Genomic DNA, 22615 nt, shown 5'->3' on the forward strand with positions numbered 1-22615 from the left:
CGCCCGCCTTTACAGCGTCCAGGTGTCGAGGATGACGGCGCCGGCCTTCTTGTGCAGCAGCACGATGTCCAGCACGTCGAGCGGGTTGATCGGCTTGATGCCGGGGATCAGCGCGCCTTCGCCGTGGCCGTACAGGGCCTGCAGCGCGAAGCGGCAGGCGTAGACCTTGCCGCCCTCTTCCATGAACTTGACGATCTGCTTGTTGAAGTTCTGGTGGCCCGGGAAGGCTTCGTCGCCCAGCGTGGGGAAGCCGCGCTGCACGCCGAGCGTGACGCCGGGGCCGTATAGCAGCACCGAGGTCTCGTAGCCCTTGCGCTTCAGGCGCGTGGCCTGCAGCAGGTTGACGAAGCCGATCGAGCCTTCGAAGGCCACGGTGTGGAAGGTGACCAGCGCCTTCTCGCCGGGCTCGGCCTTGACGTCCTCGAAGACTTTCTCTTCGTAGTCGACGAGGTGTTCGCCGGCGACGTTCGGGGCTTTGGTGACTGCGGGCATGGGGTGACTCCAGTTGAAAGACGTTGGGATGGGTTGATTGCGCGCCCTTGTCTTTTGCATGCGATGTGCCACCCCGCCAGCGCGCACGTGCGATCAATGCGCGATCAATCAGCTGGCATGCGCCGCGCGGGCCCGAAAAAATATTTGCGACACCGTGGGGGGCGCTTTCCAACAGGCGCTGGCCTGGCTTTTCGCACCCGATTGATGCACCTGACGTGCAATCAATGCACCCGATCAATGGGTCTGAACGCACGCGATCAATGCATGCGGGCATTGGGACCACGGCACGCTTCATGCGTTCACCCCTGGGCATCGATGCAATCAATGGATGCGATCAACTCGCCATGATCAAGATCACCCAGCCCTGGCAGAAGCGCCTCGAAGCCAGCGACAAGCCGGCCTACCTGCTGCTCGCCGACCTCATCGCCGAGGACATCCGCACCGGCCGCCTGACCGCGCGCGACAAGCTGCCGACGCTGCGCGATCTGGCGGCCGAGCTGAGGCTGAACTACACGACGGTGGCGCGCGGCTACGCGGAGGCGCGCAAGCGCGGGCTGATCGACTCGCGCGCGGGCACCGGCACTTTCATCCGCGGCACCAGCCCGGCCGTGCCGCTGCGCGGTGGCGGCGGTGCCGAGATGACGATGAACCTGCCACCCGAACCGCAGGATGCCGGCCTGCTCGACCGCATGAAGGAGAGCGCGGCGCGCGTGATGGCCGACACCGACGTGTACGACCTGCTGCGCTACCAGGACTTCGGCGGCACCGTGCGCGACCGCGAGGCCGGCATGCAGTGGATCCGCCCGCGCATCCCCGACTGCCGGCTCGACCAGATGCTGGTGTGCCCCGGCATCCACAGCGTGCTGGCCGCGCTGTTCTCGCAGCTCGCGCGGCCGGGCGAGCTGATCTGCGTGGAGGCGCTGACCTACCCCGGCGTGAAGGCGATCGCCACGCAACTGGGCGTGCAGCTGCACGCGCTGCCGCTCGACGAGGAAGGGCCGATGGGTGAATCCTTCGAGCACGCGTGCAAGACGCTCAAGCCCAAGGCGCTGTACGTCAACCCGACCATCAACAACCCGACCACCGCGACCATCTCCCGCGCGCGGCGCGAAGCGCTGGCCGACATCGCGCTGCGCTACGCGATCCCGATCATCGAGGACGACGCGTACGGTCTGCTGCCACGCCAGATGCCGCCGACGCTCGCCTCGATGGCACCGGACCTCACCTACTACATCACCGGCTTCTCGAAAACGCTGGGCGCGGGCCTTCGCAATGCCTACGTGCGCTCGCCCAGCGCGCGGCAGTCGCAACGGCTGGCAGGCGCACTGCGTGCGACGACCGTGATGGCCTCGCCCATCACCAACGCGCTGTCGACGCTGTGGGTGGAGGACGGCACGGCCGACGCGATGCTGCAGGCCATCCGCACCGAATCGAACGTGCGGCAGGCGATGGCGCAGAAGCACCTCGGCGCCTACGGCATGGCCGCGCCGAGCGAGAGCTTCCACCTCTGGCTGCCGCTGTCGTCGGCCTGGAGCATGGTGGAGTTCGCGTCGTACCTGCGCACGCAGAACGTGGGCGTGGTCGCGAGCGCGGCCTTCTCGACCGACGGCAACCCGCCCGAGGCCGTGCGCATCTGCCTGGGCGGGCCGATGTCGCGTGACGACTGCGACCAGGCCTTGCGGCTCATCGCCGACACGCTGGCGCATCCGCTGCACCCGCATGCGACGGTGATGTAGCGGCCTCGGCTGTAGGCAGGGGACCACGCCATTGGCATGCCTTCTCCCGCAGGCCGCACGGCGAGCACGCGCCTAGGCTGGAGCCTCACTCATTCAAGGCTCGGAGGCCTCCATGAAAAGCATCATTCTCTGGCTGTGCGGCGTACCGCTTGTCGCCATCATCGCCCTGAAGATCTTCGGCATCCTCTGAGCCGACCCGGTTGGGAAGATCCCTCCTCGCGACGCCGCAAGGCGTCGTTCTACAGCGCCCTTCGGGGCGCTTTTTTTTGGGTTTTCGGGGGGCGGGCCGAGGGTGGCTGCAGCGCTTCCTCCATGAAGCCGACCAGCGCCTGGACCCGCGCGGTGCGGCCCTTGCGCGAGGGCACCAGCAGCACGACCGGCGCGCTGTCGAAGTCCCAGTCGGCGAGCACACGGACCAGCGAGCCGCTCGCCACCGCCTCGGCGGCGTCCCATTCGGAGCGCAGCACCAGCCCCAGGCCCTGTTCGGCCCAGTGGCGCGCCACGCTGCCGTCATTGGTGACGAAGGCCGGCTGGATGCGCAGCGTCTCGCCGCGGCCGCCTGTCGACCCCTGGCCCGGGCGTACATGCCACAAGGTCACGTCCTCGTCGTTCTCGCGGATCGAGATGCACGCGTGGTAGGCCAGGTCGCGCGGTGTTTGGGGTGTGCCATGCGCACGCAGGTAGCCAGGGCTGGCACACAGCCAGCGCGCGTTGGACTGCAGCGTGCGCGCCACCCATGACGAATCGCGCACCACGCCGATGTGGACCACCGCGTCGGCGTCGTGCTTGTCGGGCCAGGGCGTCTCGCGCAGGTCGAGCTGCACGCGAAGACCCGGGTGCAGGCGCGCGAAGCGCGCGAGCATCGGCGCGACCCGCGCGCGCCCGTAGCCGAAGGGAGCCGCCACGCGCAGCGTGCCGGTCAGCCGCTGGTCGTCGCGCTGCAGCGAATCGCGCAGGCCGTCGAGCTGCGCCAGCAGCGCCTGCGCCTCGCGGCCGAAGCGCTCGCCTTCGGACGTGAGGCTCAGCCGGCGCGCCGTGCGGGTGGCCAGCGCCAGCCCCAGGGTCGCTTCCAGCTTGCGCAGGCGCATCGACAGCGCTGGCGGCGTGACGTCGAGCGAGCGCGCCGCGGCGCTGAGGGAAGGTTCGCGCAGCAGGGCCGCCGCGAGCTGCAGGTCTTCGATCTGGATCATTCAGCACAGCTTAACGATAGATGACCGTTCAGTGAACCACAGACGCTGCCGTCCGCCCTACAGTCGGCGCCATGCAAGCCACCACCTCATCCACCGACACCGCCCCTGCCTACCCGCGCGCCGTGCTGTTCGACCTGCTCACGGCGCTGCTGGATTCCTGGACCGTCTGGAACGCCGCCGCCGGCTCCGAGGCCGCCGGCCGCACCTGGCGCGCCGAATACCTGCGCCTGACCTACGGCTGCGGTGCCTATGTGCCCTACGAGCAGCTGGTGCAGGACGCGGCACGCAACGTCGGCCTCGCGGCGACGGCGCCGGAAGCGCTCGAGGCGCACTGGGATGCGCTGCCGCCGTGGTCCGGCGCCACCGACCTGCTCCATGCGCTGCGCCCGCACTGCAAGCTGGCCGTGGTCACCAACTGCTCCGAGCGCCTGGGGCGCCGGGCCGCCGCGCGGCTCGGCATCGAATGGGATGTCGTCGTCACGTCCGAGGCCGCCGGCTTCTACAAGCCCGATCCGCGGCCCTACCGGCTCGCGCTGCAGCAACTGGACGTGGCGCCGCACGAGGCGGCCTTCGTCGCCGGCTCGGGCTACGACCTGTTCGGCACGTCGGCGGTCGGCCTGCGGACCTTCTGGCACAACCGCGTGGGCCTGGCCCGGCCGGAGGGCGCCCCCACGGCCGAGCAGGAAGCGCCGACGCTGGCGCCGGTGCTGCCCTGGCTGCGCGGGTTCGGCCACGTGACGGCCTGACCCACATCCCTTTTCGTCCTGCCCTGGAGATCGCCATGCTTCGTCGCACCCGCTTCGTCCTCGCCCTGATGGCAGCCGGCGCCACCGCGCTCTTCGGCAGTGCCGCATCGGCGCAGCCGACCTTCCCGAACCGGCCCGTCACGCTCGTCGTGCCCTTTCCGCCCGGGGGGCCCAGCGATGCGCTCGCCCGTGCGGTGGCACTGAAGATGGCCGATCAGCTGGGCCAGCCCATCGTCATCGAGAACCTGGGCGGCGCCAACGGCGTGATCGGCCTGACGAAGGCGCTGAAGGCGCCGGCCGACGGCTACACCCTCGCGTTCGGCGGCATCGGCACCCATGTGGCCAACGTCGCGCTCTACAAGAAGCTGGCCTACGACCCGGTGGAAAGCTTCGTCCCCGTGGGCCCCGCGGGCAGCGCGCCGATGCTGCTGCTCGCGCGGGCCGACCTGCCTGCGAACACCTTGCCGGAGTTCATCGCCTGGCTGGGCAAGAACCGGGACAAGGCCTCGTACGGCAGCGCCGGCGTCGGCTCCATCTCGCACTATGGCTGCGTGATGCTGCTGTCTTCGATCAAGCAGAACGCGACGCACGTGCCCTACAAGGGCGTGGCACCGGCGATGAACGACCTGATGGGCGGCCAGACCGACTTCATGTGCGACCAGACGACCACCGCGCTGCCGCAGGTCGCGGGCGGCCGCATCAAGGCGATCGCAGTGCTGTCGAAGGAGCGCCTCGCTTCGCTGCCCCGCACCGGCACGGCCACGGAAGCGGGCTACCCGCTGGACGTGCGTTCATGGAACGCCCTGTTCGCGCCGCGCGGCACGCCCGCACCCGTGCTCGCCACGCTGACCCAGGCCCTGCAGAATGCCGTTGGCGATGCGGGACTGATCCGCCAGCTGCAGGGTGTGGGCGTCGAGCTGCCCAAGCCGGCGGACACGACCTCGGCGGCCATCGCGCAACGCATCGCCATCGGCCTGCGCGACGACGTGCCGGCGCTCAAGGCCAAGGGCGAGTACCTGGACTGAACACGCTTCTTCGCATCTCCCCACGGCACGCCGTGCATCCGACCCGACCCATGCATTCCTCTTCCCTCGACACCCTCGACACCCCCGCCGCGCTCATCGCGCTGCCGCGCATGCAGCGCAACATCGCCCGCATGCAGCAGCAGGCCAACGCGCTGGGCGTGCGCTTCCGCCCGCATGTGAAGACCACCAAGTGCGCCCCGGTCGCCGCCGCGCAGATCGCGGCCGGCGCCCACGGCATCACGGTCTCGACACTGAAGGAGGCCGACCAGTTCTTCGCCAACGGCGTGACCGACATCCTCTATGCGGTCGGCATGGCGGCGCACCGGCTGGACCACGCGCTGGCGCTGCGGCGGCGCGGCTGCGACCTGAAGATCATCACCGACAGCCTCGACGGCGCGCGGGCCATCGCCGACTTCGGGCGGCGCCACGGCGAGGCCTTCGAGGTGCTGATCGAGATCGACACCGACGGCCACCGCTCCGGCATACGGCCCGAGGAAGACGCGCTGCTCGACATCGGCCGCGTGCTGCACGACGGCGGCATGCGCCTGGGCGGCGTGCTGACGCATGCCGGGTCGAGCTACGAACTGAACACGCCCGCCGCGCTCGCCGCATTGGCCGAGCAGGAGCGCGCCGGCTGCGTGCAGGCCGCCGAGCGGTTGCGCGCGGTCGGGCTGCCCTGCCCGGTGGTCAGCGTCGGCTCCACGCCCACCGCGCTGGAGGCCACCCGGCTCGACGGTGTGACCGAGCTGCGCGCCGGCGTGTACGTGTTCTTCGACCTGGTGATGCACAACGTCGGCGTGTGCCGCACCGACGACATCGCGCTGAGCGTGCTCACCACCGTGATCGGCCACCAGGCCGAGAAGGGCTGGGCCATCGTCGACGCCGGGTGGATGGCCATGAGCCGCGATCGCGGCACCGCGCGCATGGGGCAGGACTTCGGCTACGGCCAGGTCTGCACGGTCGATGGCGAACCGCTGCCGGGCTACCTGCTGTCCGGCGCGAACCAGGAACACGGCATCGTGTCGCGCGAAGGCACGCCCGAGCCCGACGTCGCCACGCGCTTCCCGGTCGGCACGCGCCTGCGCATCCTGCCGAACCACGCCTGCGCCACCGGCGCGCAGTTCCCCGAATACCACGCACTCGCCGAAGACGGCACGGTGCAGACCTGGAGCCGCTTTCATGGCTGGTGATGCATCGACCGACCTTCGCGCCATCGACGTGCCGGCGCTCGCGCCGCCCGGTGGCCACTACAGCCATGCGACGGTGGGAGCCGGACTGGTGTTCGTCTCCGGCCAGTTGCCGGTGACACCCGACGGCACGCGCCTGACCGATGCGCCCTTCGAGACGCAGGCGCGCCAGACGCTCGCCAACCTCGCTGCGGCCCTTGCAGCCGCGGGCAGCGGCATCGACCGCCTGCTGCAGGTGCGGGTGTATGTCGACGACATCGCCAACTGGCCGGCTTTCAATGCGATCTACGCCGAATGGGCCGGCACCGCGCGCCCGGCCCGGGCGGTGGTGCCCACCGGCGCGCTGCATTTCGGCCTGAAGGTCGAGGTCGAGGCGATCGCGCTGGCGTCAGCCTGAGGCGGCGCCGGCCTGCTCGAACACCAGCACGGCAGCGGCCAGGTCTTCCAGCGCCGTACCCACCGACTTGAAGACGGTGCGGCCGTCGCCGTCGCGCCGGCCCGGCACGCGCCCGCTGCACAGGTCGGCCAGCGTGCCGGCCACGTCGGCCGCCGCGAACACGCCGCGCGCCATCGGGCCGAGCAGCTCGCCGCTCTTCTGCAGCGCTTCCGCGGTGTCGACGTACAGGCGCGCCCCGTCGCTGAAGCAGGCGTCGTCGGCCTCGCGCATCGCTGGCGTGAAGCTGCCGATCAGGTCGAGGTGGCTGCCGGGGCGCAGCCAGGCGCCGTGCAGCACCGGCTCGGTCGCGAGCGTGGCGCAGCTGACGATGTCGGCCTCCGCCGCGGCGGCGTGGAGATCGCCGGCCGCCTCCGCCTCGATGCCGTCGGCGCGCAGCCGCTCGACCAGCGCCTGCGCGCTGGCAGGGTGCCGGTCCCACACCGTCACGCGCTCGATCGGCCGCACGGCGCGGTACGCCGCGGGCAGCAGGCTGCCGACGCGCCCGGCCCCCACCACCAGCAGGTGGCGCGCATCGGCGCGCGACAGGAAGGACGCGGCCAATGCCGAAGCCGCCGCCGTGCGACGCGAGGTGATCTCGTTGCCATCGAGCTGCGCCAGCGGCACGCCGGTCTGCGCATCGAACAGCAGATAGGTCGAGTGCAGGCCCGGCAGCCCGCGCTGCGAATTCCCCGGGAAGATGCCCACCGTCTTGATGCCCAGGTAGGCGCCCGGCTGCCACGCCGGCATGATGAGCAGCGTGCCGGCCGCATCGCCTGCCGCATCGGCCAGCGTGTGCGTGTGCCGCAGCGGCACCTCGCAGCCCGCCACGAACATGGCGCGCAGCGCGGGGATGAGGCGGTCGAATGGCAGGGCGTCGCGGGTGGCGGCGGCGTCGATGGTCTTCATGGCGTGGCGTGTGTCTTTCGTTGTTGGGGTCCTCAGAACATGTGAAGGAACCGTCGCGAGCGCTCCGAGCTTGCGTCGAGGACCGGAGCCGCACTCGCGTGCGGTGAGGACCGCAGATGCGAGATCGGGGGGCGCAGCAGGTTCATTCACATGTTCTCAGGCGTCGAGCACGATGTCTTCCAGGGGAACTGCCTGGCAGGTGAGGCAGGTGGCGGGGTCATCGGGCTCGCTGCCGTGCAGGTGCCGCACCCGGCCGGCCAGCAGCCGCACCGCGCAGCTTTCGCATTGCCCGACGCGGCAGCCGCTGGGCATGGCATGGCCCAGGGACTCGCCAAAGGTCAGGAGCGTACCGCGCGACGGCGACCAGCTCGCCGCGGCGCCGCCGGATCGCGCGAAGCGCACGTCGAAGCGCTGGTCGCCGTCGAGCATGGGCGCTGCCGGCGATCGGAACACCTCGCTGAAGATGTCGAAGCGCGGCACGCCGCGGGCGACCAGCCCGGTGGTCAGTGCCTCCATCATCGGTGCCGGTCCGCACAGGTAGAAGCGGGCGCGGCGCGCGACGAGCGCATCGCTCACCACCGACGCGTCGATGAGTGTCCGCGACGCGAAGTCGATGCCCGCGCGGTCGTGCGGCAGCGGGGCGCTGTAGTGGTCCACCACCCGCAGGCACGGCAACCGGGCCGCATGCGCGGCGATGCGCTGGCGGAAGGCGTGCGTCGCACTGTTCTGGTTGGCGCCGTAGAGCCAGATCTCCGGCGCCTCTGCCCCGTCGGGCAGCGACTCGAGCAGGCTGAGGAAGGGCGTGATGCCGATGCCGCCGGCCAGCAGCACGAGCGGCTGCGGCGACACGCGCGGCAGCACGAAGCCGCCCGAGGGTGCCCGCAGGGCCACCACGTCGCCCACCCGCAGCGCGCGGTGCAGATGGCCCGACACCTGGCCCTCGTACGCCACGCCATCGGTCGCGCGGCCGCGCTGGTGGCGCACCGCGATGCGGTAGTGCGTGCGGCCTGGTACCACCGCCGCGCCGGTGAGCGAATAGGCCCGTGTCACCGCCGGTGCGCCCGGCTGCGGCTGGACTTGCAGCTCGATGTGCTGGCCCGGCCGGTAGTCGGGCAGCAGGCCACCATCGACCGCTTCGAAGGCGATGCCCAGCACGCCTTCGGCCTCAGCCTGCAGCGCGCTCACGCGGAAGGGGCGCCAGCCGGCCCAGCGGCGCTGGCGCGCCTCGACGGCCGGATCGCGTTCGATGTCGCACAGGAAGGACCGGTGCGGCACCGAACCGCTGACCGGGTCGCTGGCATCGGCGGACACCAGCGCGTTGAAGTTGCTGCCCAGCGCGCCGTCGACCGGCAGCCCTTCGCGGTCGAGTTCCGGGCAGGCCTGCCACCAGCCGAACTCCGCCACCACCACGTCGTCGGCCAGCGACGGCGTGAGCCGCGCGACGAAGCGCGCCGCACCGGTGCGGGTGCGGATGCGCACCCAGTCGCCCTCGGCGATCTGCCGCGCCGCTGCCAGCGCCGGGCTCAGTTCGACCACCGGGTCGGGCGCGCGCTTGCGCAGCGACACCAGGCTGCGGTGCTGGCTGTGGCAGTAGAGGCCGTTCTTGGCCGAGCTCAGCACCAGCGGGTAGCGCCCGCCTCGCGTGGTCGCGGCATCGCGCGGTGAATCGGCGGGTTCGACAAAGCGCGCGATCGGCGGCTGGCCGTGGCGCAGCAGCCGTTCGGAGTACAGCTCGACGCGGCGGGTCTCGGTGTCGAAGCCGCGCAGCCGGCCCTGCGCATCGGGCAACGCGTACTTGCGCTCGCGTGCATCGACGGCGCAGTCGACACCGGCCGGCTGCGCGCGCAGCTGCTCGACGCTGAGCCCGATGGGCGCCAGCAGGTGGTTCCAGCCCGCCTCCAGGCTGCCGCCGAAGAAGTCGGCCGCCAGCCCCAAGCGCACCGCAAGGTCGAACACGATGTCGTTGTCGCTGCGCGATTCGCCGCGCGCCGACACCATCTGCTGGCGCAGCTGCACGCGCGAGGCGGCCGCATCGTCGATCTCGAAGCCGATGCGCAGGCCTTCGCGCTCCCAGGGCGTGTTGATGGGCAGCAGGACGTCGGCGTAGCGGGCGGCCGGCGTCTCGAAGAGGTCGCAGTGCACGTGGAATTCGAGTGCGCGCAGCGCCTCGTGCGCCATGGCGGTGTCGGCCTGCGACACCGGCAGGTTGGTGCCGAAGGCCACCATCGCCCGCACCCGGTAGGGCGTGCCTTCGAGGATGGCGCGGTAGGTGTCGCGTGCCGTCACCCAGCCATGCGCGGGCGGGCCGAGCGGGCGTTCGGCCAGGCCGAGCGCCTTGGCGCGCTGCGCCTCGGGCAGCAGCGACAGCGGGTTGACACTGCGCGTCGCCGGCGGGGTGCGCACCCGGTTGCCGCCCACGGTGTCGAAGCTCCCCGTCAGCGCATAGAGCGTGGCAACGGCGCGCTCGGACTGGGTGGCGTTGGTGTGCTGGCCGATGCCGGTCCACGCGTGGTAGGCCACGCGCCGGCCTTCGCCGAAGAGCGTGGCCGCGGCACGCAGCGGCGCCTCGGCCACGCCGGTGATGCGCGCCACCTCGGCCGGCGGGTGGGCGGCCGAGGCCTGCGCCAGCAGCTCGAACGCCGGGGCGCATCGCAGGGGTTGCGCGCCGTGCGGCCGGTCGGCCCGCATCACGACGACCTCGCCGCGCAGGCGCAAGGACTGGGCGTCCCGCGCATCGACCGCCACGTCGGCATCGAAGGGCACCGGGCCACCGCGCGCGTCGTCCCACACCACGAAGCGGTCGGTGGCGGCGTCGGGCCACAGGGTGCGCTCGCGCAGGAAAAGGCCGTTGTCGCTGCGCACCAGCAGCGGCGCATTGGTCCACGCACGCACGAAGGCATGGTCGAAGCGGTCGTCGGCGATGAGCAGATGGATCAGCCCGAGCGCCAGCGCCGCGTCGGTGCCCGGCCGCACTTGCAGCCACACGTCGGCTTGCCGCGCCAGCGCGGTCGGCCGCGGGTCGACCACCACCATCTTCGCGCCGCGCGCCCGGCCACGGCCGATGGCATGGGCCTGCGCCAGCCAGGTGTTGGCCGGGTTGTGGCCCCACAGCACGATGAGTTCGGCGTTCGCGTAGTCGGCCGGCGGCATGCCGCAGCCGAAGGTGAAGGCGTGCGCGAAGTCCTTGTGCCAGTTGCAGACCTCGGTGGCGTAGCAGATGTTGGGGCTACCGAAAAGGCGCACGAAGCGCTCGATCCAGTCGATGCTGTCGCTCAGCGGCGTGCCGCTGGGCGTGGTCACGGCGAAGACCACCGACTCGGCACCGCTCTCGGCCTTGACGGCGGCCAGTCGCTGCGCGGTCTCGGTCAGGGCCTCGTCCCAGCCGATGCGCACCCAGCCGGGGTCGGCCTCGCCCTTGGGGCGGGTGCGTCGCATCGGGTATTGCAGGCGATGCGGGCTCTCGACCAGTTCCGGCGCGGCGCGGCCCTTCATGCACATCGCCTGGCCGGTCGGGTGCGACGGGTCGGGCCGCACGGCGATCAGCCGGTCGTCCTGCACGGTGTTGATCGTCCCGCAACGCGAACGGCACAGCGTGCAGTAGCCCTGCTTGTCCTCGGTGGCCATGGCCGGCGTTTCCTTGTCTCTCGTTGTTCCGGGCCGCGGTGTCCGGCTCCGCTGACGCCGCGTTGCTCAGGGGGTGACGGGGGCGACGTAGGTCAGCGTGCGTGCGAAGAACCACAGCATGAAGAGGACCAGCGGCGTGTGCACGATGAGTTGCAGGAAGGTGAAGCCGACGATGTCCCGTGCCCGCAGCGCCAGGACGCCCAGCAGCGGGAGCATCCAGAAGGGATTGATCAGGTTGGGCAGCGCTTCGGCGGCGTTGTAGACCTGCACGGCCCAGCCCAGGTGCACCTTGAGGTCGTTGGCGGCCTGCATGACGTAAGGCGCCTCGATGATCCACTTGCCACCGCCCGAGGGAATGAAGAAGCCGAGCACCGCCGAGTAGGCGCCCATCACCACGGCGAAGGTGTCGACCGTCGAGATGCTCACGAAGACATGCGCGATGCGGTCGGACAAGGTGACGCCGCCGTCGCCCTTGGCCGCCGTCAGCATCGCCGCGATGGCGCCGTAGAGCGGGAACTGGATGATGACGCCCGAGGTGGCGGGCACCGAACGCGACACCGCATCGAGAAAGCTGCGCGGGCGCCAGTGCAGCAGCAGGCCCAGCATGAGGAACAGCAGGTTGTAGGTGTTCAGCGAGGAGATCGCGATCAGCGGACTCTTGCTCATGAACTCCTGCGCCAGCCAGCCGAAGCCCAGGGCGCACAGCAGCAGCGTGAGCAGCGGACTGCGCTCGAACCATTCGCCCGGGCGACCCGACCCCGAGGCCGGGGTGGGTGCGGGCTCCGCCAGATCGATGCCCAGGTCCTGCGCGGTCACCGCCCGGTCGGCACCGGGGCTCGACCACCAAGCCACCGCGATGGAGACGATCATCAGCACCAGTGCCATGACCGCCGATTGCCAGAGGAAGATGGTCTCGGTGAAGGGAATCACGCCGGTGATCCCCAGGATGCTCCTGGGCAGGCTGCTCGCATTGGCCTGCAGCTGCGCGGCCGAGGAGCTCAGGCCCAGGGCCCAGGTCGCGCCCATGCCCAGATAGGCGGCAGCGCCCGCCGCGCGGTAGTCCATGCGCAGTTCGGTTCGACGCGCCAGTGCACGGGCGTAGAGCGCGCTGAAGATGAGGCTGATGCCCCAGTTGAAGAGCGACAGGATCATGCTGATCGCGGCCACGTAGGCGATCGCGTGGCGCGCGCTCGAGGGCACCGCGGCGAGCCGCGCGATGAGGCGGGCCGCCGGCGGCGAACTGGCCACCACATAGCCGCCGATGGCCACCAGCGCCATCTGCATCGTGAAGACGATCAGGCTCCAGAAGCCGTCGCCGAAGGACTTCGCGATCACCTGCGGGCTGGACCCGTTGGCCAGCGCGGCCAGCGCCACGACCCCGACGGCGATGGCCGCGAAGACGAAGGCATCGGGAAACCAGCGCTCGGCCCAGGCGGTGAAGCGCAGGCCGAGCCGCGTGAGCAGGCCATCCGACGTCGACGGCCCGGCAGGATGCACCCCGACGGGCAGGGCTGATGGGGAGGAAGAGGTCGGTGGCATGGGGACTCCTGCGGCGGGCAACGAGGGACGTCGGGCGGTGGATGCCCGGCAGGGATGCACCGGGCGGCGCCATGCTACCGAGCGCCCCCATGAATTCATAATCTCTATTTTTGATACGACGATATAGAGTAGATCTATGTCCATCACGCTCAAGCAACTGCAGCACTTCGTCGCGGCCGCGCACATGGGCCAGGTCTCGCGCGCCGCGCTGCGCTGCTACGTCAGCCAGCCATCGCTGACCACTTCGCTGAAGAACCTGGAGGCGACGCTGAAGGTGCCGCTGTTCACGCGGCATGCCGACGGCCTGCGTCTGACGGTACAGGGCGAGGGCTTCCTGCGGCACGCCGAGCACATGCTCAGCACGCTGGACGCGGCCGTGGCCGAAACCCGCAACGCCACGTCGTCGGTGGCGGGCCATGTGCGCATCGCCATCACCGACACCGTCTCGGAATACCTGCTGCCCAAGGTGATCGCGACCGTGCGGCGCCAGTTGCCGCTGATCGCCTTCGAGCCGGTGGAGCGCAACCGCATCGAGATCGAGGACGGGTTACGCAGCGGCGAGTTCGACCTGGCGGTGGTGCTGGTGTCGAACCTCTCGACCGCGGCCGACATCCGGCGCGAGAACCTGCTGAAGTCGCCACGGCGGCTGTGGACTGCGCTCGACCACCCGCTGGTGCAGAAGAAGTCGGTGTCGCTGCGCGAGATCGCCGCCCTGCCCTATGTGCTGCTCGACATGGACGAACATGTGGAGACGGTCGACCGCTACTGGAGCGCACAGAAGCTCAAGCCCAAGGTCGTGTTCCGGACGAAGTCGATCGAGGCGGTGCGCAGCCTGGTGGCGCAGAACGTGGGCGTGACGATCCTGTCCGACCTGGTGTTCCGCCCATGGTCACACGACGGCGGACGCATCCGCCGCACCGTCACGTCGACCGCGGTGCCGTCGATGGACCTGGGCCTGGCCTACCGCAGGGGTGCCGTGCTGTCGGATGCGACCACGGCTTTCGCCGATGCCCTGCGGCTGCTCGCCAAGACGCTCACGCGCGAGTCACAGCCGCGCGCGCTGGAGGAGGCAGGCGAGCCGCGCTGACGCCTGCGCAGGTCAGTGCGTCACGCGCCCGCGCATCGCCGCCGGGTGCCCGGCCAGGCCGAAGGACTTGCCGGTGTCGACCAGCGTGTCGCCTTCGACGCGCAGGATGCTCACGTCCTGGTCGATGAAGTTGCCCACATAGAGGTACTTGCCGTCGGCGCTGAACACGGCGCCCTCGGGCAGGCCGCGCACGACGACCTCGTTGCTGCGCGTGACCTTCTTGCCGTCGATCTTGAGCGCCACCACCGAGCCGTTGCGGTTGTAGAAGTACGCGCTCTTCGACGCGTTGCTGCCGCGCAGGATGACCGCCACGGCCAGCTTGCCGGTCGGGCTCACGGCCAGGCCTTCGGGACCGTCGCCGACCACCACCTTGTCGATCACGCGCGGCGGCGTGGCTTCGAGGTCGATCACGCTCACGGTGTCGACCTGGCCATCGGACGCGCCCGAGTTGCCGTTGTCGGCCGTGAGCGCCAGCTTGCCATCGGGCGTGACGTCGACGTTGTACGGCCACAGGCCGGCCGCGAGGTCGACCTTGTTGTACGTGACCTTCTCGCCGTCGACGTCGAGCAGCGCGATCTTGTGGCTCGGGAACTTGGCCGCCAGCGCGCGTCGGCCGTCGGGCGTGAAGCGCACGTGCGCCACCGATTCACCGATGACCACCGTGTCGATCAGCGTCACCTTCTGCCCGGCGATGCGCAGCACGCTCACCGAGTTGTCAGCCCGGTTGGCCACCAGCGCCAGCGTGCCGGCCTTGTTGATCGACAGGCCCGAGGGCTGCCGGCCGATGACCAGCGTGTCGATCAGCTTTGGCGGGTTGGCGGCAAGGTCGATCACGAAGAGGCGGTTGTCGGGCACCTGCTTGCGCACGCCGTTCTCTTCCACCACGTTGAGCGAATTGGCGACCAGCGCGAGCCGCTCGTCGGCGGTGATGGCCAGGTTAGTCGGCGGGCCGGCGATGGTGTTGTCCAACGCCAGCGTGCCGACGACCTTCGGCGCCAGCGGGTCGGTGCCGATGTCGAGCACCTGCAGGCTGTCGCGGCCGCGCGGTGCGAGCACCACGGCGCCGGCGTCGGTCCACGATTGCTTCTCGTCGTTGGCGACCAGCATCAGCTGTCGCTGCGTGCCGGGTGCGGGCAGGCCGCCGCAGCCGGCGAGGAAGGCGGTCGCGGCGAGGGTCGCCAGGCCGAGGCGAAGGAAAGGGGTGCGCATGGTGTCTCCTGTTGTTGTGTGCTGCGGCGCGCGCCGCGGAGCGCATCGTAGCCGCGCCCGCGGCGCATCGGCACCCGGTCGAACCAGCGCTCAGCGCATCGCGTCGCGCAGCGCCACCACGTCGGCGTGCAGCGACTGCGCCCAGGCGCGGCGGTCACGGTCGGCCGCGGGCTGCAGCTCGCCGAAGCGCACCACCGCCAGCAGCGGCGGAGCCGTCAGCGTGCGCCACAGCGAACCGACCAGGCTGTCGTCGCCCACGTAGAGCGGGGCCGGGCTGGTCTCGCCCGTGGCGGCATCGGCAAAGCGCAGCGCCGCCGGCAGCACCGGTGCGCCGGAGACGATCGCCGCCTGCAGCAGGTTGGCATGGAAGGGCAGCACGCCGCGGCCGTCGCTGGTGGTGCCTTCGGGGAACACCGCCACGATGTCGCCGTTGCGCAGGGCCTCGGCCATGTGATGCACCACACGCAACGCATCGCGCCGACTCTCGCGCTCGATGAAGAGCGTGCCGGCGCCCACGGCCAGCGTACCGACCACCGGCCAGTGGTGCACGCCGGCCTTGGAGACGAAGCGCACATGGCGCGCGGCATGCACGGCCACGATGTCGAGCCACGAGAGGTGGTTGCACACCACCAGGGCCGGGCCTGTCGCCGGCGGCGTGCCCTGCACCTCCAGCCGGATGCCCATGATGGCGAGCATTCGTTCGGCCCACTGCTGCACGCGCGCATCGCGCTCGGGCTGCGGCATGCCATCGAAGTGCCGGCGGATGGTCCACCAGCCGCTCACCATATGGGCGACGGCGCGCAACAGCTTCCCGCAGGCGAGCAGCGAACGCATGGCGTCAGTCGGCGCCGATGGCCTCGTGCACGACGCGTCCGCCCACCAGCGTGAAGCGCGCGCGGCCCTGCAGGGCGTAGCCGATGAAGGGCGTGTGCTTGCCCTGGCTGCGCAACGCATCGGCGTCGACCTGCCATTCGAGCGACGGGTCGATCACGCACAGGTCGGCGGCCGCGCCGGCGGACAGTGCACCGACGCCGGGTGCGCCGATCAGCTTCGCGGGCGCCGAGGTCACGACCTCCAGGGCACGCGCCAGGCCGGCGCCGCTGCGCTCGCCCCACTGCAGCGCCAGCGGCAGCAGCAGTTCGAGGCCGGTGGCCCCCGGCTCGCTCTCGGCGAAGGGCAGCGTCTTGGCATCGGCGTCGACCGGCGTGTGGTCGGACACCAGCACGTCGATGGTGCCGTCGGCCAGCGCCGCCGACAGCGCGTCGCGGTCGCGCTGCTGGCGCAGCGGCGGGTTCAGCCGCGCACGGCTGTCGAAGAAGCCGATGTCGGTGTCGGTCAGGTGCAGCGAGTTGATGCTGACGTCGCAGCTCACCGGCAGGCCATCGACCTTGGCGGCGCGCACCAGCGACACGCCGGCCGCGCTCGACAGGCGGCACAGGTGCACGCGGGCACCGGTGCTCTTCATCAGTTCGAAGATCGTGAAGAGCGCGATGGTCTCGGCCGCTACCGGCACGCCGGCCAGGCCCAGGCGCGTGGCGAGCGCGCCGCTGGCGGCCACGCCCTTGCCCAGGTCGCGGTCCTGCGGGCGCAGCCAGATCGTGTAGCCGAAGGTGGCGGCGTACGACAGCGCGCGCTGCAGCACCTGCGTGTTGGTCAGGGGCACGTCGGCCTGGCTGAAGCCGACGCAGCCGGCTTCGGTCAGCGCGACCATCTCGGTCAGGACCTCGCCGGCCAGGCTGCGCGTGACGGCGCCTAGCGGGAAGAGGCGCGCGCGCTGCAGCTTCTCGGCGCGGAACTTCAGCATCTCGACCAGGCCGGGCTCGTCGAGCACCGGGTCGGTGTCGGGCGGGCAGACCAGGCTGGTCACGCCACCAGCCACGGCCGCGGTCATCTCGCTGTCGAGCATGCCTTCGTGCTCGTAGCCCGGCTCGCGCAGGCGCGCCGCCAGGTCGACGAGTCCGGGCGCCACGATGCAGCCCGCGGCGTCGAGCGTGCGCTCGGCCCGGAAGTCGCTGGGCGTGCGCCCGATCGCGAGGATCTTGCCATCGGCGATGGCGACATCGCCCGGCTGGTCGAGCCCGGACGCCGGGTCGATCACCCGGCCGTTCGTGATGAGGATGTTCATGCTTCGTTGCCCGCGACGATGCTCATCACGGCCATGCGGACCGCGATGCCGAAAGTGACCTGCGGCAGGATCACGCTCTGCTTGCCGTCGACCACCGCCGAGTCGATCTCGACGCCGCGGTTGATCGGGCCCGGGTGCATCACGATGCAGTCGGGCTTGGCCAGCTGCAGCTTCTCGGGCGTGAGGCCGTAGGTCTTGAAGAATTCCTGGCTCGACGGCAGCAGCGCGCCACTCATGCGCTCGTTCTGCAGGCGCAGCATGATGACGACGTCGCAGTCCTTGATGCCCTCTTCGAGCGTGTGGCACACGCGCACGCCCATGCCGGCCATGTCGCCGGGCACCAGCGTCTTGGGGCCGACGACGCGCACCTCGGCGCAACCAAGCGTGGTGAGCGCGTGGATGTCGGAGCGCGCCACGCGCGAATGCAGCACATCGCCGACGATCGCGACCGTGAGGTTCGCGAAGTCCTTCTTGTAGTGCCGGATCGTGAACATGTCGAGCAGCCCCTGCGTCGGGTGCGCATGGCGGCCGTCGCCCGCGTTCACCACGTGCACGTGCGGCGCCACGTGCTGCGCGATCAGGTAGGGCGCGCCCGACTCGCTGTGGCGCACGACGAAGATGTCGGCCGCCATCGCCGAGAGGTTGGCGATGGTGTCGAGCAGCGACTCGCCCTTGCTCGCCGACGAACGCGCGATGTCGAGGTTGAGCACGTCGGCCGACAGCCGCTTGGCCGCGATCTCGAAAGTGGTGCGGGTGCGCGTCGAGTTCTCGAAGAAGAGGTTGAACACGCTCTTGCCGCGCAGCAGCGGCACCTTCTTCACCTCGCGATCAGAGACGCTGGTGAAGTTCGCGGCCGTGTCCAGGATGTGCGTGAGGATGCTTTTGGGCAAGCCCTCGATCGACAGCAGGTGGATCAGCTCGCCGTTCTTGTTGAGTTGCGGGTTGCGCTTGTAGAGCACCTCAGGCCTCCTTCACGTCGAAGCTGAACGCACCACTCTCGCTGCGCGCCAGGGCCAGCGATCGCGTGGCGGGCAGCGTGAGTGTCGCGGCCGCGAAGTCGGCCGCCACCGGCAGCTCGCGCCCGCCGCGATCGACCAGCACCGCCAGCCGCACGCACGCCGGCCGGCCGAAGTCGAACAGCTCGTTGAGCACGGCGCGGATGGTGCGGCCGGTGTAGAGCACGTCGTCAAGCAGCAGCACGTCGGCGCCGTTCACGTCGAAGGGCAGCGCGGTCTGCGCGCTCGACGACAGGCCGCGGCGCGCGAAGTCGTCGCGGTGCATGGCCGACGAGATGACGCCGGGTGCACCCGCCAGGCCCAGGTCCTTCTGCAGGCGCTCGACCAGCCAGGCGCCGCCGGAGGTGATGCCGACCAGGCGGGTGTCGGGCCGCATCAGCGCTTGCACGCCGCGCAGCAGGTCGCGGTACAGCGCCTGCGCTTCGGGAATGGAGTTCAAGGAAGGCTCCTCAGGAATTGCTCAAGGATGATGCAGGCCGATGCGGCGTCGGCGTCGCGGGCGCCGGAGGCGAGCGCCTCGGTCGTGCTGTAGCGCTCGTCGACCTCGTACACCGGCAGGTTGAAGCGGCCGCGCAGCTGGCGCGCGAACTTCTGCGCGGCGCGGGTGTTGTCATGGGCGGCGCCGTCGGGGTGGAAGGGCACGCCGATCACCAGCGCGTCAGGCTGCCATTCCTTGATGCGCGCGGCCACCTGCACGAAGCGCGCGTCACCTTCGGCCTTGATGGTCGGCTGCGGCGACGCGGTGCCGAGCAGCCGGTTGCCGGTGGCGACGCCGGTGCGCTTCTGGCCGTAATCGAAGGCCAGGAAGCTCTGGAAATGGGACGGGACGGTGACGGAAGGAGCGGGGGCGGAGGCAGGAGCGTCGGGCATGACGGCCTTCATGCGTGGCCGGCGTCCGGGGACAGCTTCCAGGCCTCCAGCCCCAGCAGCAGCAGCGCCTTGTCGTAGCGCTGCTCGACGGGCGTGTCGAAGATGACGGCCGGGTCGGCACCGACGGTGAGCCAGCTGTTCTCGGCCAGTTCGCTTTCGAGCTGGCCCTCGCTCCAGGCCGAATAGCCGAGCGACACCAGCACCTTGCGCGGACCGGCCCCGGTGGCGAGTGCCTCCAGCACGTCCTTCGAGGTGGTCATCTCGAGGCCGCCGGGGATCGTCATGGTCGACGCGTAGACCGATTCCTCGGGCTTGTCGGCGTCGGCGAAGACCGGCTCGTGCAGCACGAAGCCACGCTCGGTCTGCATCGGGCCGCCCTGGAACACCGGCGCGTCGCCGAGCTCGGGGCGCGAGAGGTGCAGCTCGATCTTCTCGAACAGCACCTTGAGGTTGATGTCGCTGGGCTTGTTGATGACAAGGCCGAGCGCGCCGCGCTCGCTGTGCTCGCAGAGGTAGACCACGCTGCGGTTGAAGACCTGGTCCGACAGCCCCGGCATCGCGATCAGGAAATGATGCGTGAGGTTCATCGGGGCAGAATCGGAGGACATGCCCCCGATTTTACTGGCCGTCGACAAAACCTATCCCAAAGGTCTCATGTGGTTCCGCCGGGACCTGCGCGTCGACGACAACGCGGCCCTGTGGCGAGCCCTGCGCACCTGTCGCGAAGTGGTCTGCGTCTTCGTCTTCGACAAGGCGATCCTCGACAGCCTGCCCCGCGCCGACCGGCGCGTGGAGTTCATCCGCGAATCGCTGGTCGAACTCGACGCCGAACTGCGGGCACTGGGCGGCGGCCTCATCGTCCGGCACGCCCTGGCCGAGGACGAGATCCCCGAGCTGGCCCATGCGCTGGACGTGCAGGCGGTGTTCGCCAACCGCGACGACGAGCCCGCCGCCATCGCACGCGACGCCAAGGTCTTCGGTGCGCTGGCGAATGCCGGCATCACCTTCCACACGGCCAAGGACCAGGTGGTGTTCGAGCGCGACGAGGTGCTAACCAAGGTCGGCCAGCCCTACACCGTGTTCACGCCCTACAAGCGCGCCTGGCTGGCCAAGCTCGACGACTTCTTCCTCAAGCCCTACCCGTCGCGCGGGTATGCCGAATCGCTGATCGCACCGCCCGCCCGCTACGACGCACCGGTGCCCGCCCTGCAAGACATCGGCTTCGAGGCGACCAACCTTTCGACGCTGGAGATTCCCACCGGCGCGCAAGGTGGCGCGACGCTGTTCGAGGATTTCTTCGACCGCATCGACCGCTACGACGCGGCGCGCAACTTCCCGGCCGTGCGCGGGCCAAGCTACCTGAGCGTGCACCTGCGCTTCGGCACGGTGTCGATCCGCCAACTGGCGAGCGTGGCGCACCAGCTGTCGCTGCAGGGGAACGCCGGCGCAGCGACCTGGCTGAGCGAGCTGATCTGGCGCGACTTCTATTTCCAGATCCTGGCGCACAACCCACACCTCGCCGAAGGCAAGAGCTTCCGACCCGAGTACGACAAGATCATCTGGCACCACGGCAAGCACGCCGACATGCTGTTCGACGCCTGGTGCCAGGGGCGCACCGGCTACCCGCTGATCGACGCCGCCATGGCGCAGATCAACCAGAGCGGCTACATGCACAACCGCCTGCGCATGGTGGTGGCAAGCTTCCTCTGCAAGGACCTGGGGCTGGACTGGCGCCGCGGCGAAGCCTACTTCGCGCTGCACCTCAACGACTTCGAGCTGTCGTCCAACAACGGCGGCTGGCAGTGGGCGAGTTCCAGCGGCTGCGACGCGCAGCCCTACTTTCGCATCTTCAACCCGGTGACGCAGAGCGAGCGCTTCGACCCCGAGGGCAAGTTCATCCGGCGCTACCTGCCGCAACTGGCATCGCTGTCGAACAAGGTCATCCATGCGCCGTGGACCGCGTCGCCGGTCGAGCTCGAGGCGGCCGGGCTGACGCTGGGCGAGCAGTACCCCAAACCGATCGTCGACCACGCCGAGGCACGCGATCGCACGCTGCAGCGCTACGGCGTGGTGCGCAAGGTGGCCACGGGCCACTGAGGCCTAAACGCTGCAGGACGTCATCACTTTGGATGATGCCGCTGCAGCGCACAACTGAGACGCTCCGGGTCCACCACGCGCGCCTGTACGCCGATTCCTACATCCCCCGTTCGTGGGATTGACGGCGCACCGCGGGCGCGTAGGGTCCGTGCAGGGAGTCGACTGATCGAGGACAGCCTGCGGAGGTATTCGTGATCCAAGACCCCGTGCTCCATCGCACCCTGGAAGCGGCCCACCACCTGAGCGACGCCGTGCCGCCCTGGGGGGACGTGCTGGAGGGCGCCCGCCAACTGATCGGCGGCGACAGCGCCAGCTTCATCCTGTTCAGCCACACCGGCGAGCTGCTCGACTGCCAGCAGCGCGGCATCTCGACGGCCGCCGAGCAGGAATACGTGGCGCACTACCACGCCCACGACATCGTGACGCCCGCCACGACCGGATCGCCGGAGGGCACCTGGTTCGACACGGCGGAGCTGTTCAGCCCGGAGACGCTCTCGCGCAACGGCTATTACGTCGACTTCATGTGCCGACACCGCATGCGCCAGATGCTCACGCTGCTCGTGGAGCAGTCGCCGACCCGCCGCGGGGGGCTGACGGTGCAGCGCGCCGAGCCGCGCGAGACCGGGCGCCGGCAGCTCGGGCAGGGTGTGGGTGCGGCATTGGCGGCTGCCATCGGCCAGGCCGTGCAAGCGCGCCGGACGGCCACGGAGCATTGGTTCGCCGCCACCGAGTCGGCCTTCGACGGTTTCGAGGAAGCCCTCTGCGTGGTCAGCAGCAAGGGCACCGTGCTGCGGCAGTCGCCGCGCGCCCAGGCCTGGTTCGCGCTGAACCAGATCCTGCGCATCCGGCAGGGCCGGCTGTGGCATGCCGCACCCGCCCTGCGCGAAGCGCTCTACGGCGCGCTGGCCAGCGTCGCCGAGCGCGACCGCCGGCTCACGCTGACCTTGCCGGACGAGGGCGAGGTGGCGGGTTGCCAGATCGACCTGGCGCCGGCAGCGCGGATCGCGCGACTGGGCAACGAGGCGCTGCTGCTGCTGCGCATCCGGCCTGCGCCCGATTCGATCGACGCCCGGCTGCGCACGCTCGGGCCGGCCTACGACCTCACGGCGGCCGAGCAGCGGGTGCTCGGCGCGCTGATCGCGGGCCAGTCGCCGGCGCAGCATGCGCAGTCGCGCGGCGTGTCCATCCACACTGTGCGCAAGCAGATCGCGATGATCAAGGACAAGATGGGCTGCAACCGGCAGATCGACCTAGTGCGGGCCGGGCTGCCGACTTGAGCCCACCCCCGAGGCGGCGCACTGCGTGTCGCCGCTGCCCCCTCAAGGGGGCG

At 70.3% G+C, this 22615-nt stretch carries 20 protein-coding genes; 8 read left to right on the forward strand and 12 right to left on the reverse strand.

Annotated elements, in window-relative coordinates; genetic code table 11:
• Positions 1-9: 9 nt before the first annotated feature.
• Positions 10-492 carry an MSMEG_0572/Sll0783 family nitrogen starvation response protein gene (locus tag QTH86_RS13480; protein WP_286649225.1) on the reverse strand — a complete coding sequence of 161 codons (483 nt, stop codon included), beginning with the start codon at positions 490-492 and terminating at the stop codon, positions 10-12.
• Positions 493-836: 344 nt separating this feature from the next.
• On the opposite strand from QTH86_RS13480, the gene QTH86_RS13485 reads away from it, so the two are divergent.
• A complete protein-coding gene (locus QTH86_RS13485; RefSeq protein ID WP_286649226.1) occupies positions 837-2228 on the forward strand; it encodes an aminotransferase-like domain-containing protein in 1392 nt (463 codons plus the stop codon).
• A gap of 239 nt (positions 2229-2467) precedes the next feature.
• Here QTH86_RS13485 and QTH86_RS13490 read toward each other — a convergent pair whose 3' ends face one another.
• Complete coding sequence (locus QTH86_RS13490) at positions 2468-3418, reverse strand: LysR family transcriptional regulator (RefSeq protein ID WP_286649227.1); 951 nt, start codon at positions 3416-3418, stop codon at positions 2468-2470.
• Positions 3419-3489: 71 nt separating this feature from the next.
• Here QTH86_RS13490 and QTH86_RS13495 point away from each other — a divergent pair, with 71 nt between their 5' ends.
• Genes QTH86_RS13495 through QTH86_RS13510 form a run of 4 tightly spaced genes read left to right on the forward strand, consistent with a single transcriptional unit; the run spans position 3490 to position 6773 of the window.
• Positions 3490-4164 carry an HAD family hydrolase gene (locus QTH86_RS13495; protein ID WP_286649228.1) on the forward strand — a complete coding sequence of 225 codons (675 nt, stop codon included), beginning with the start codon at positions 3490-3492 and terminating at the stop codon, positions 4162-4164.
• A gap of 35 nt (positions 4165-4199) precedes the next feature.
• Positions 4200-5189, forward strand: a complete 990-nt coding sequence (locus tag QTH86_RS13500) for a tripartite tricarboxylate transporter substrate-binding protein (protein WP_286649229.1) — start codon at positions 4200-4202, stop codon at positions 5187-5189.
• A 50-nt stretch (positions 5190-5239) separates the two neighbouring features.
• Positions 5240-6379: a DSD1 family PLP-dependent enzyme gene (locus QTH86_RS13505; protein WP_286649230.1), complete on the forward strand. Its 1140-nt coding sequence runs from the start codon at positions 5240-5242 to the stop codon at positions 6377-6379.
• Positions 6369-6773 carry a RidA family protein gene (locus tag QTH86_RS13510; RefSeq protein ID WP_286649231.1) on the forward strand — a complete coding sequence of 135 codons (405 nt, stop codon included), beginning with the start codon at positions 6369-6371 and terminating at the stop codon, positions 6771-6773. Before QTH86_RS13505 ends, QTH86_RS13510 begins: the two co-directional genes overlap by 11 nt.
• Here QTH86_RS13510 and lhpI read toward each other — a convergent pair.
• From lhpI to QTH86_RS13525, 3 genes are all read right to left on the reverse strand, one after another.
• Entirely contained in the window at positions 6765-7718 is a 954-nt protein-coding gene (gene lhpI, locus QTH86_RS13515; RefSeq protein WP_286649232.1) for a bifunctional Delta(1)-pyrroline-2-carboxylate/Delta(1)-piperideine-2-carboxylate reductase, read from the reverse strand. The two genes, QTH86_RS13510 and lhpI, sit on opposite strands and share 9 nt — an antisense overlap.
• A gap of 156 nt (positions 7719-7874) precedes the next feature.
• Complete coding sequence (locus QTH86_RS13520; RefSeq protein ID WP_286649233.1) at positions 7875-11342, reverse strand: molybdopterin-dependent oxidoreductase; 3468 nt, start codon at positions 11340-11342, stop codon at positions 7875-7877.
• 66 nt (positions 11343-11408) lie between these two features.
• Positions 11409-12881 carry a short-chain fatty acid transporter gene (locus QTH86_RS13525; RefSeq protein ID WP_286649234.1) on the reverse strand — a complete coding sequence of 491 codons (1473 nt, stop codon included), beginning with the start codon at positions 12879-12881 and terminating at the stop codon, positions 11409-11411.
• A 136-nt stretch (positions 12882-13017) separates the two neighbouring features.
• Between QTH86_RS13525 and QTH86_RS13530 the strand changes: the two genes are divergently transcribed.
• Positions 13018-13968, forward strand: coding sequence for a LysR family transcriptional regulator (locus QTH86_RS13530; RefSeq protein WP_286649235.1), 951 nt, complete (start codon positions 13018-13020; stop codon positions 13966-13968).
• A gap of 12 nt (positions 13969-13980) precedes the next feature.
• Here QTH86_RS13530 and QTH86_RS13535 read toward each other — a convergent pair whose 3' ends face one another.
• The 7 genes from QTH86_RS13535 to QTH86_RS13565 form a co-directional block, all read right to left on the reverse strand.
• Positions 13981-15177, reverse strand: a complete 1197-nt coding sequence (locus tag QTH86_RS13535; protein ID WP_286649236.1) for a YncE family protein — start codon at positions 15175-15177, stop codon at positions 13981-13983.
• Between the two features lie 90 nt (positions 15178-15267).
• The gene (locus QTH86_RS13540) at positions 15268-16011 is read right to left on the reverse strand and encodes a lysophospholipid acyltransferase family protein (RefSeq protein WP_286649237.1); all 744 of its coding nucleotides are present in this window, start codon (positions 16009-16011) and stop codon (positions 15268-15270) included.
• Between the two features lie 4 nt (positions 16012-16015).
• On the reverse strand, positions 16016-17302 hold the full coding sequence (locus QTH86_RS13545) for a dihydroorotase (protein WP_286649238.1): 1287 nt from the start codon (positions 17300-17302) through the stop codon (positions 16016-16018).
• A complete protein-coding gene (locus QTH86_RS13550; protein WP_286649239.1) occupies positions 17299-18261 on the reverse strand; it encodes an aspartate carbamoyltransferase catalytic subunit in 963 nt (320 codons plus the stop codon). Before QTH86_RS13550 ends, QTH86_RS13545 begins: the two co-directional genes overlap by 4 nt.
• A 1-nt stretch (position 18262) precedes the next feature.
• Complete coding sequence (gene pyrR / locus QTH86_RS13555; RefSeq protein ID WP_286649240.1) at positions 18263-18757, reverse strand: bifunctional pyr operon transcriptional regulator/uracil phosphoribosyltransferase PyrR; 495 nt, start codon at positions 18755-18757, stop codon at positions 18263-18265.
• Positions 18754-19200, reverse strand: a complete 447-nt coding sequence (gene ruvX, locus QTH86_RS13560; RefSeq protein WP_444813768.1) for a Holliday junction resolvase RuvX — start codon at positions 19198-19200, stop codon at positions 18754-18756. The genes pyrR and ruvX overlap by 4 nt, the downstream gene beginning before the upstream one ends.
• Positions 19197-19796, reverse strand: coding sequence for a YqgE/AlgH family protein (locus QTH86_RS13565; protein ID WP_286649242.1), 600 nt, complete (start codon positions 19794-19796; stop codon positions 19197-19199). Before QTH86_RS13565 ends, ruvX begins: the two co-directional genes overlap by 4 nt.
• Between QTH86_RS13565 and QTH86_RS13570 the strand changes: the two genes are divergently transcribed.
• Complete coding sequence (locus QTH86_RS13570) at positions 19795-21285, forward strand: cryptochrome/photolyase family protein (RefSeq protein WP_286649243.1); 1491 nt, start codon at positions 19795-19797, stop codon at positions 21283-21285. The two genes, QTH86_RS13565 and QTH86_RS13570, sit on opposite strands and share 2 nt — an antisense overlap.
• 206 nt (positions 21286-21491) lie before the next feature.
• The gene (locus QTH86_RS13575; RefSeq protein ID WP_286649420.1) at positions 21492-22562 is read left to right on the forward strand and encodes a helix-turn-helix transcriptional regulator; all 1071 of its coding nucleotides are present in this window, start codon (positions 21492-21494) and stop codon (positions 22560-22562) included.
• Positions 22563-22615 lie beyond the last annotated feature (53 nt).

The organism is Variovorax sp. J2L1-78 (genome assembly GCF_030317205.1).
GTDB classification, from domain to species: domain Bacteria; phylum Pseudomonadota; class Gammaproteobacteria; order Burkholderiales; family Burkholderiaceae_C; genus Variovorax; species Variovorax arabinosiphilus.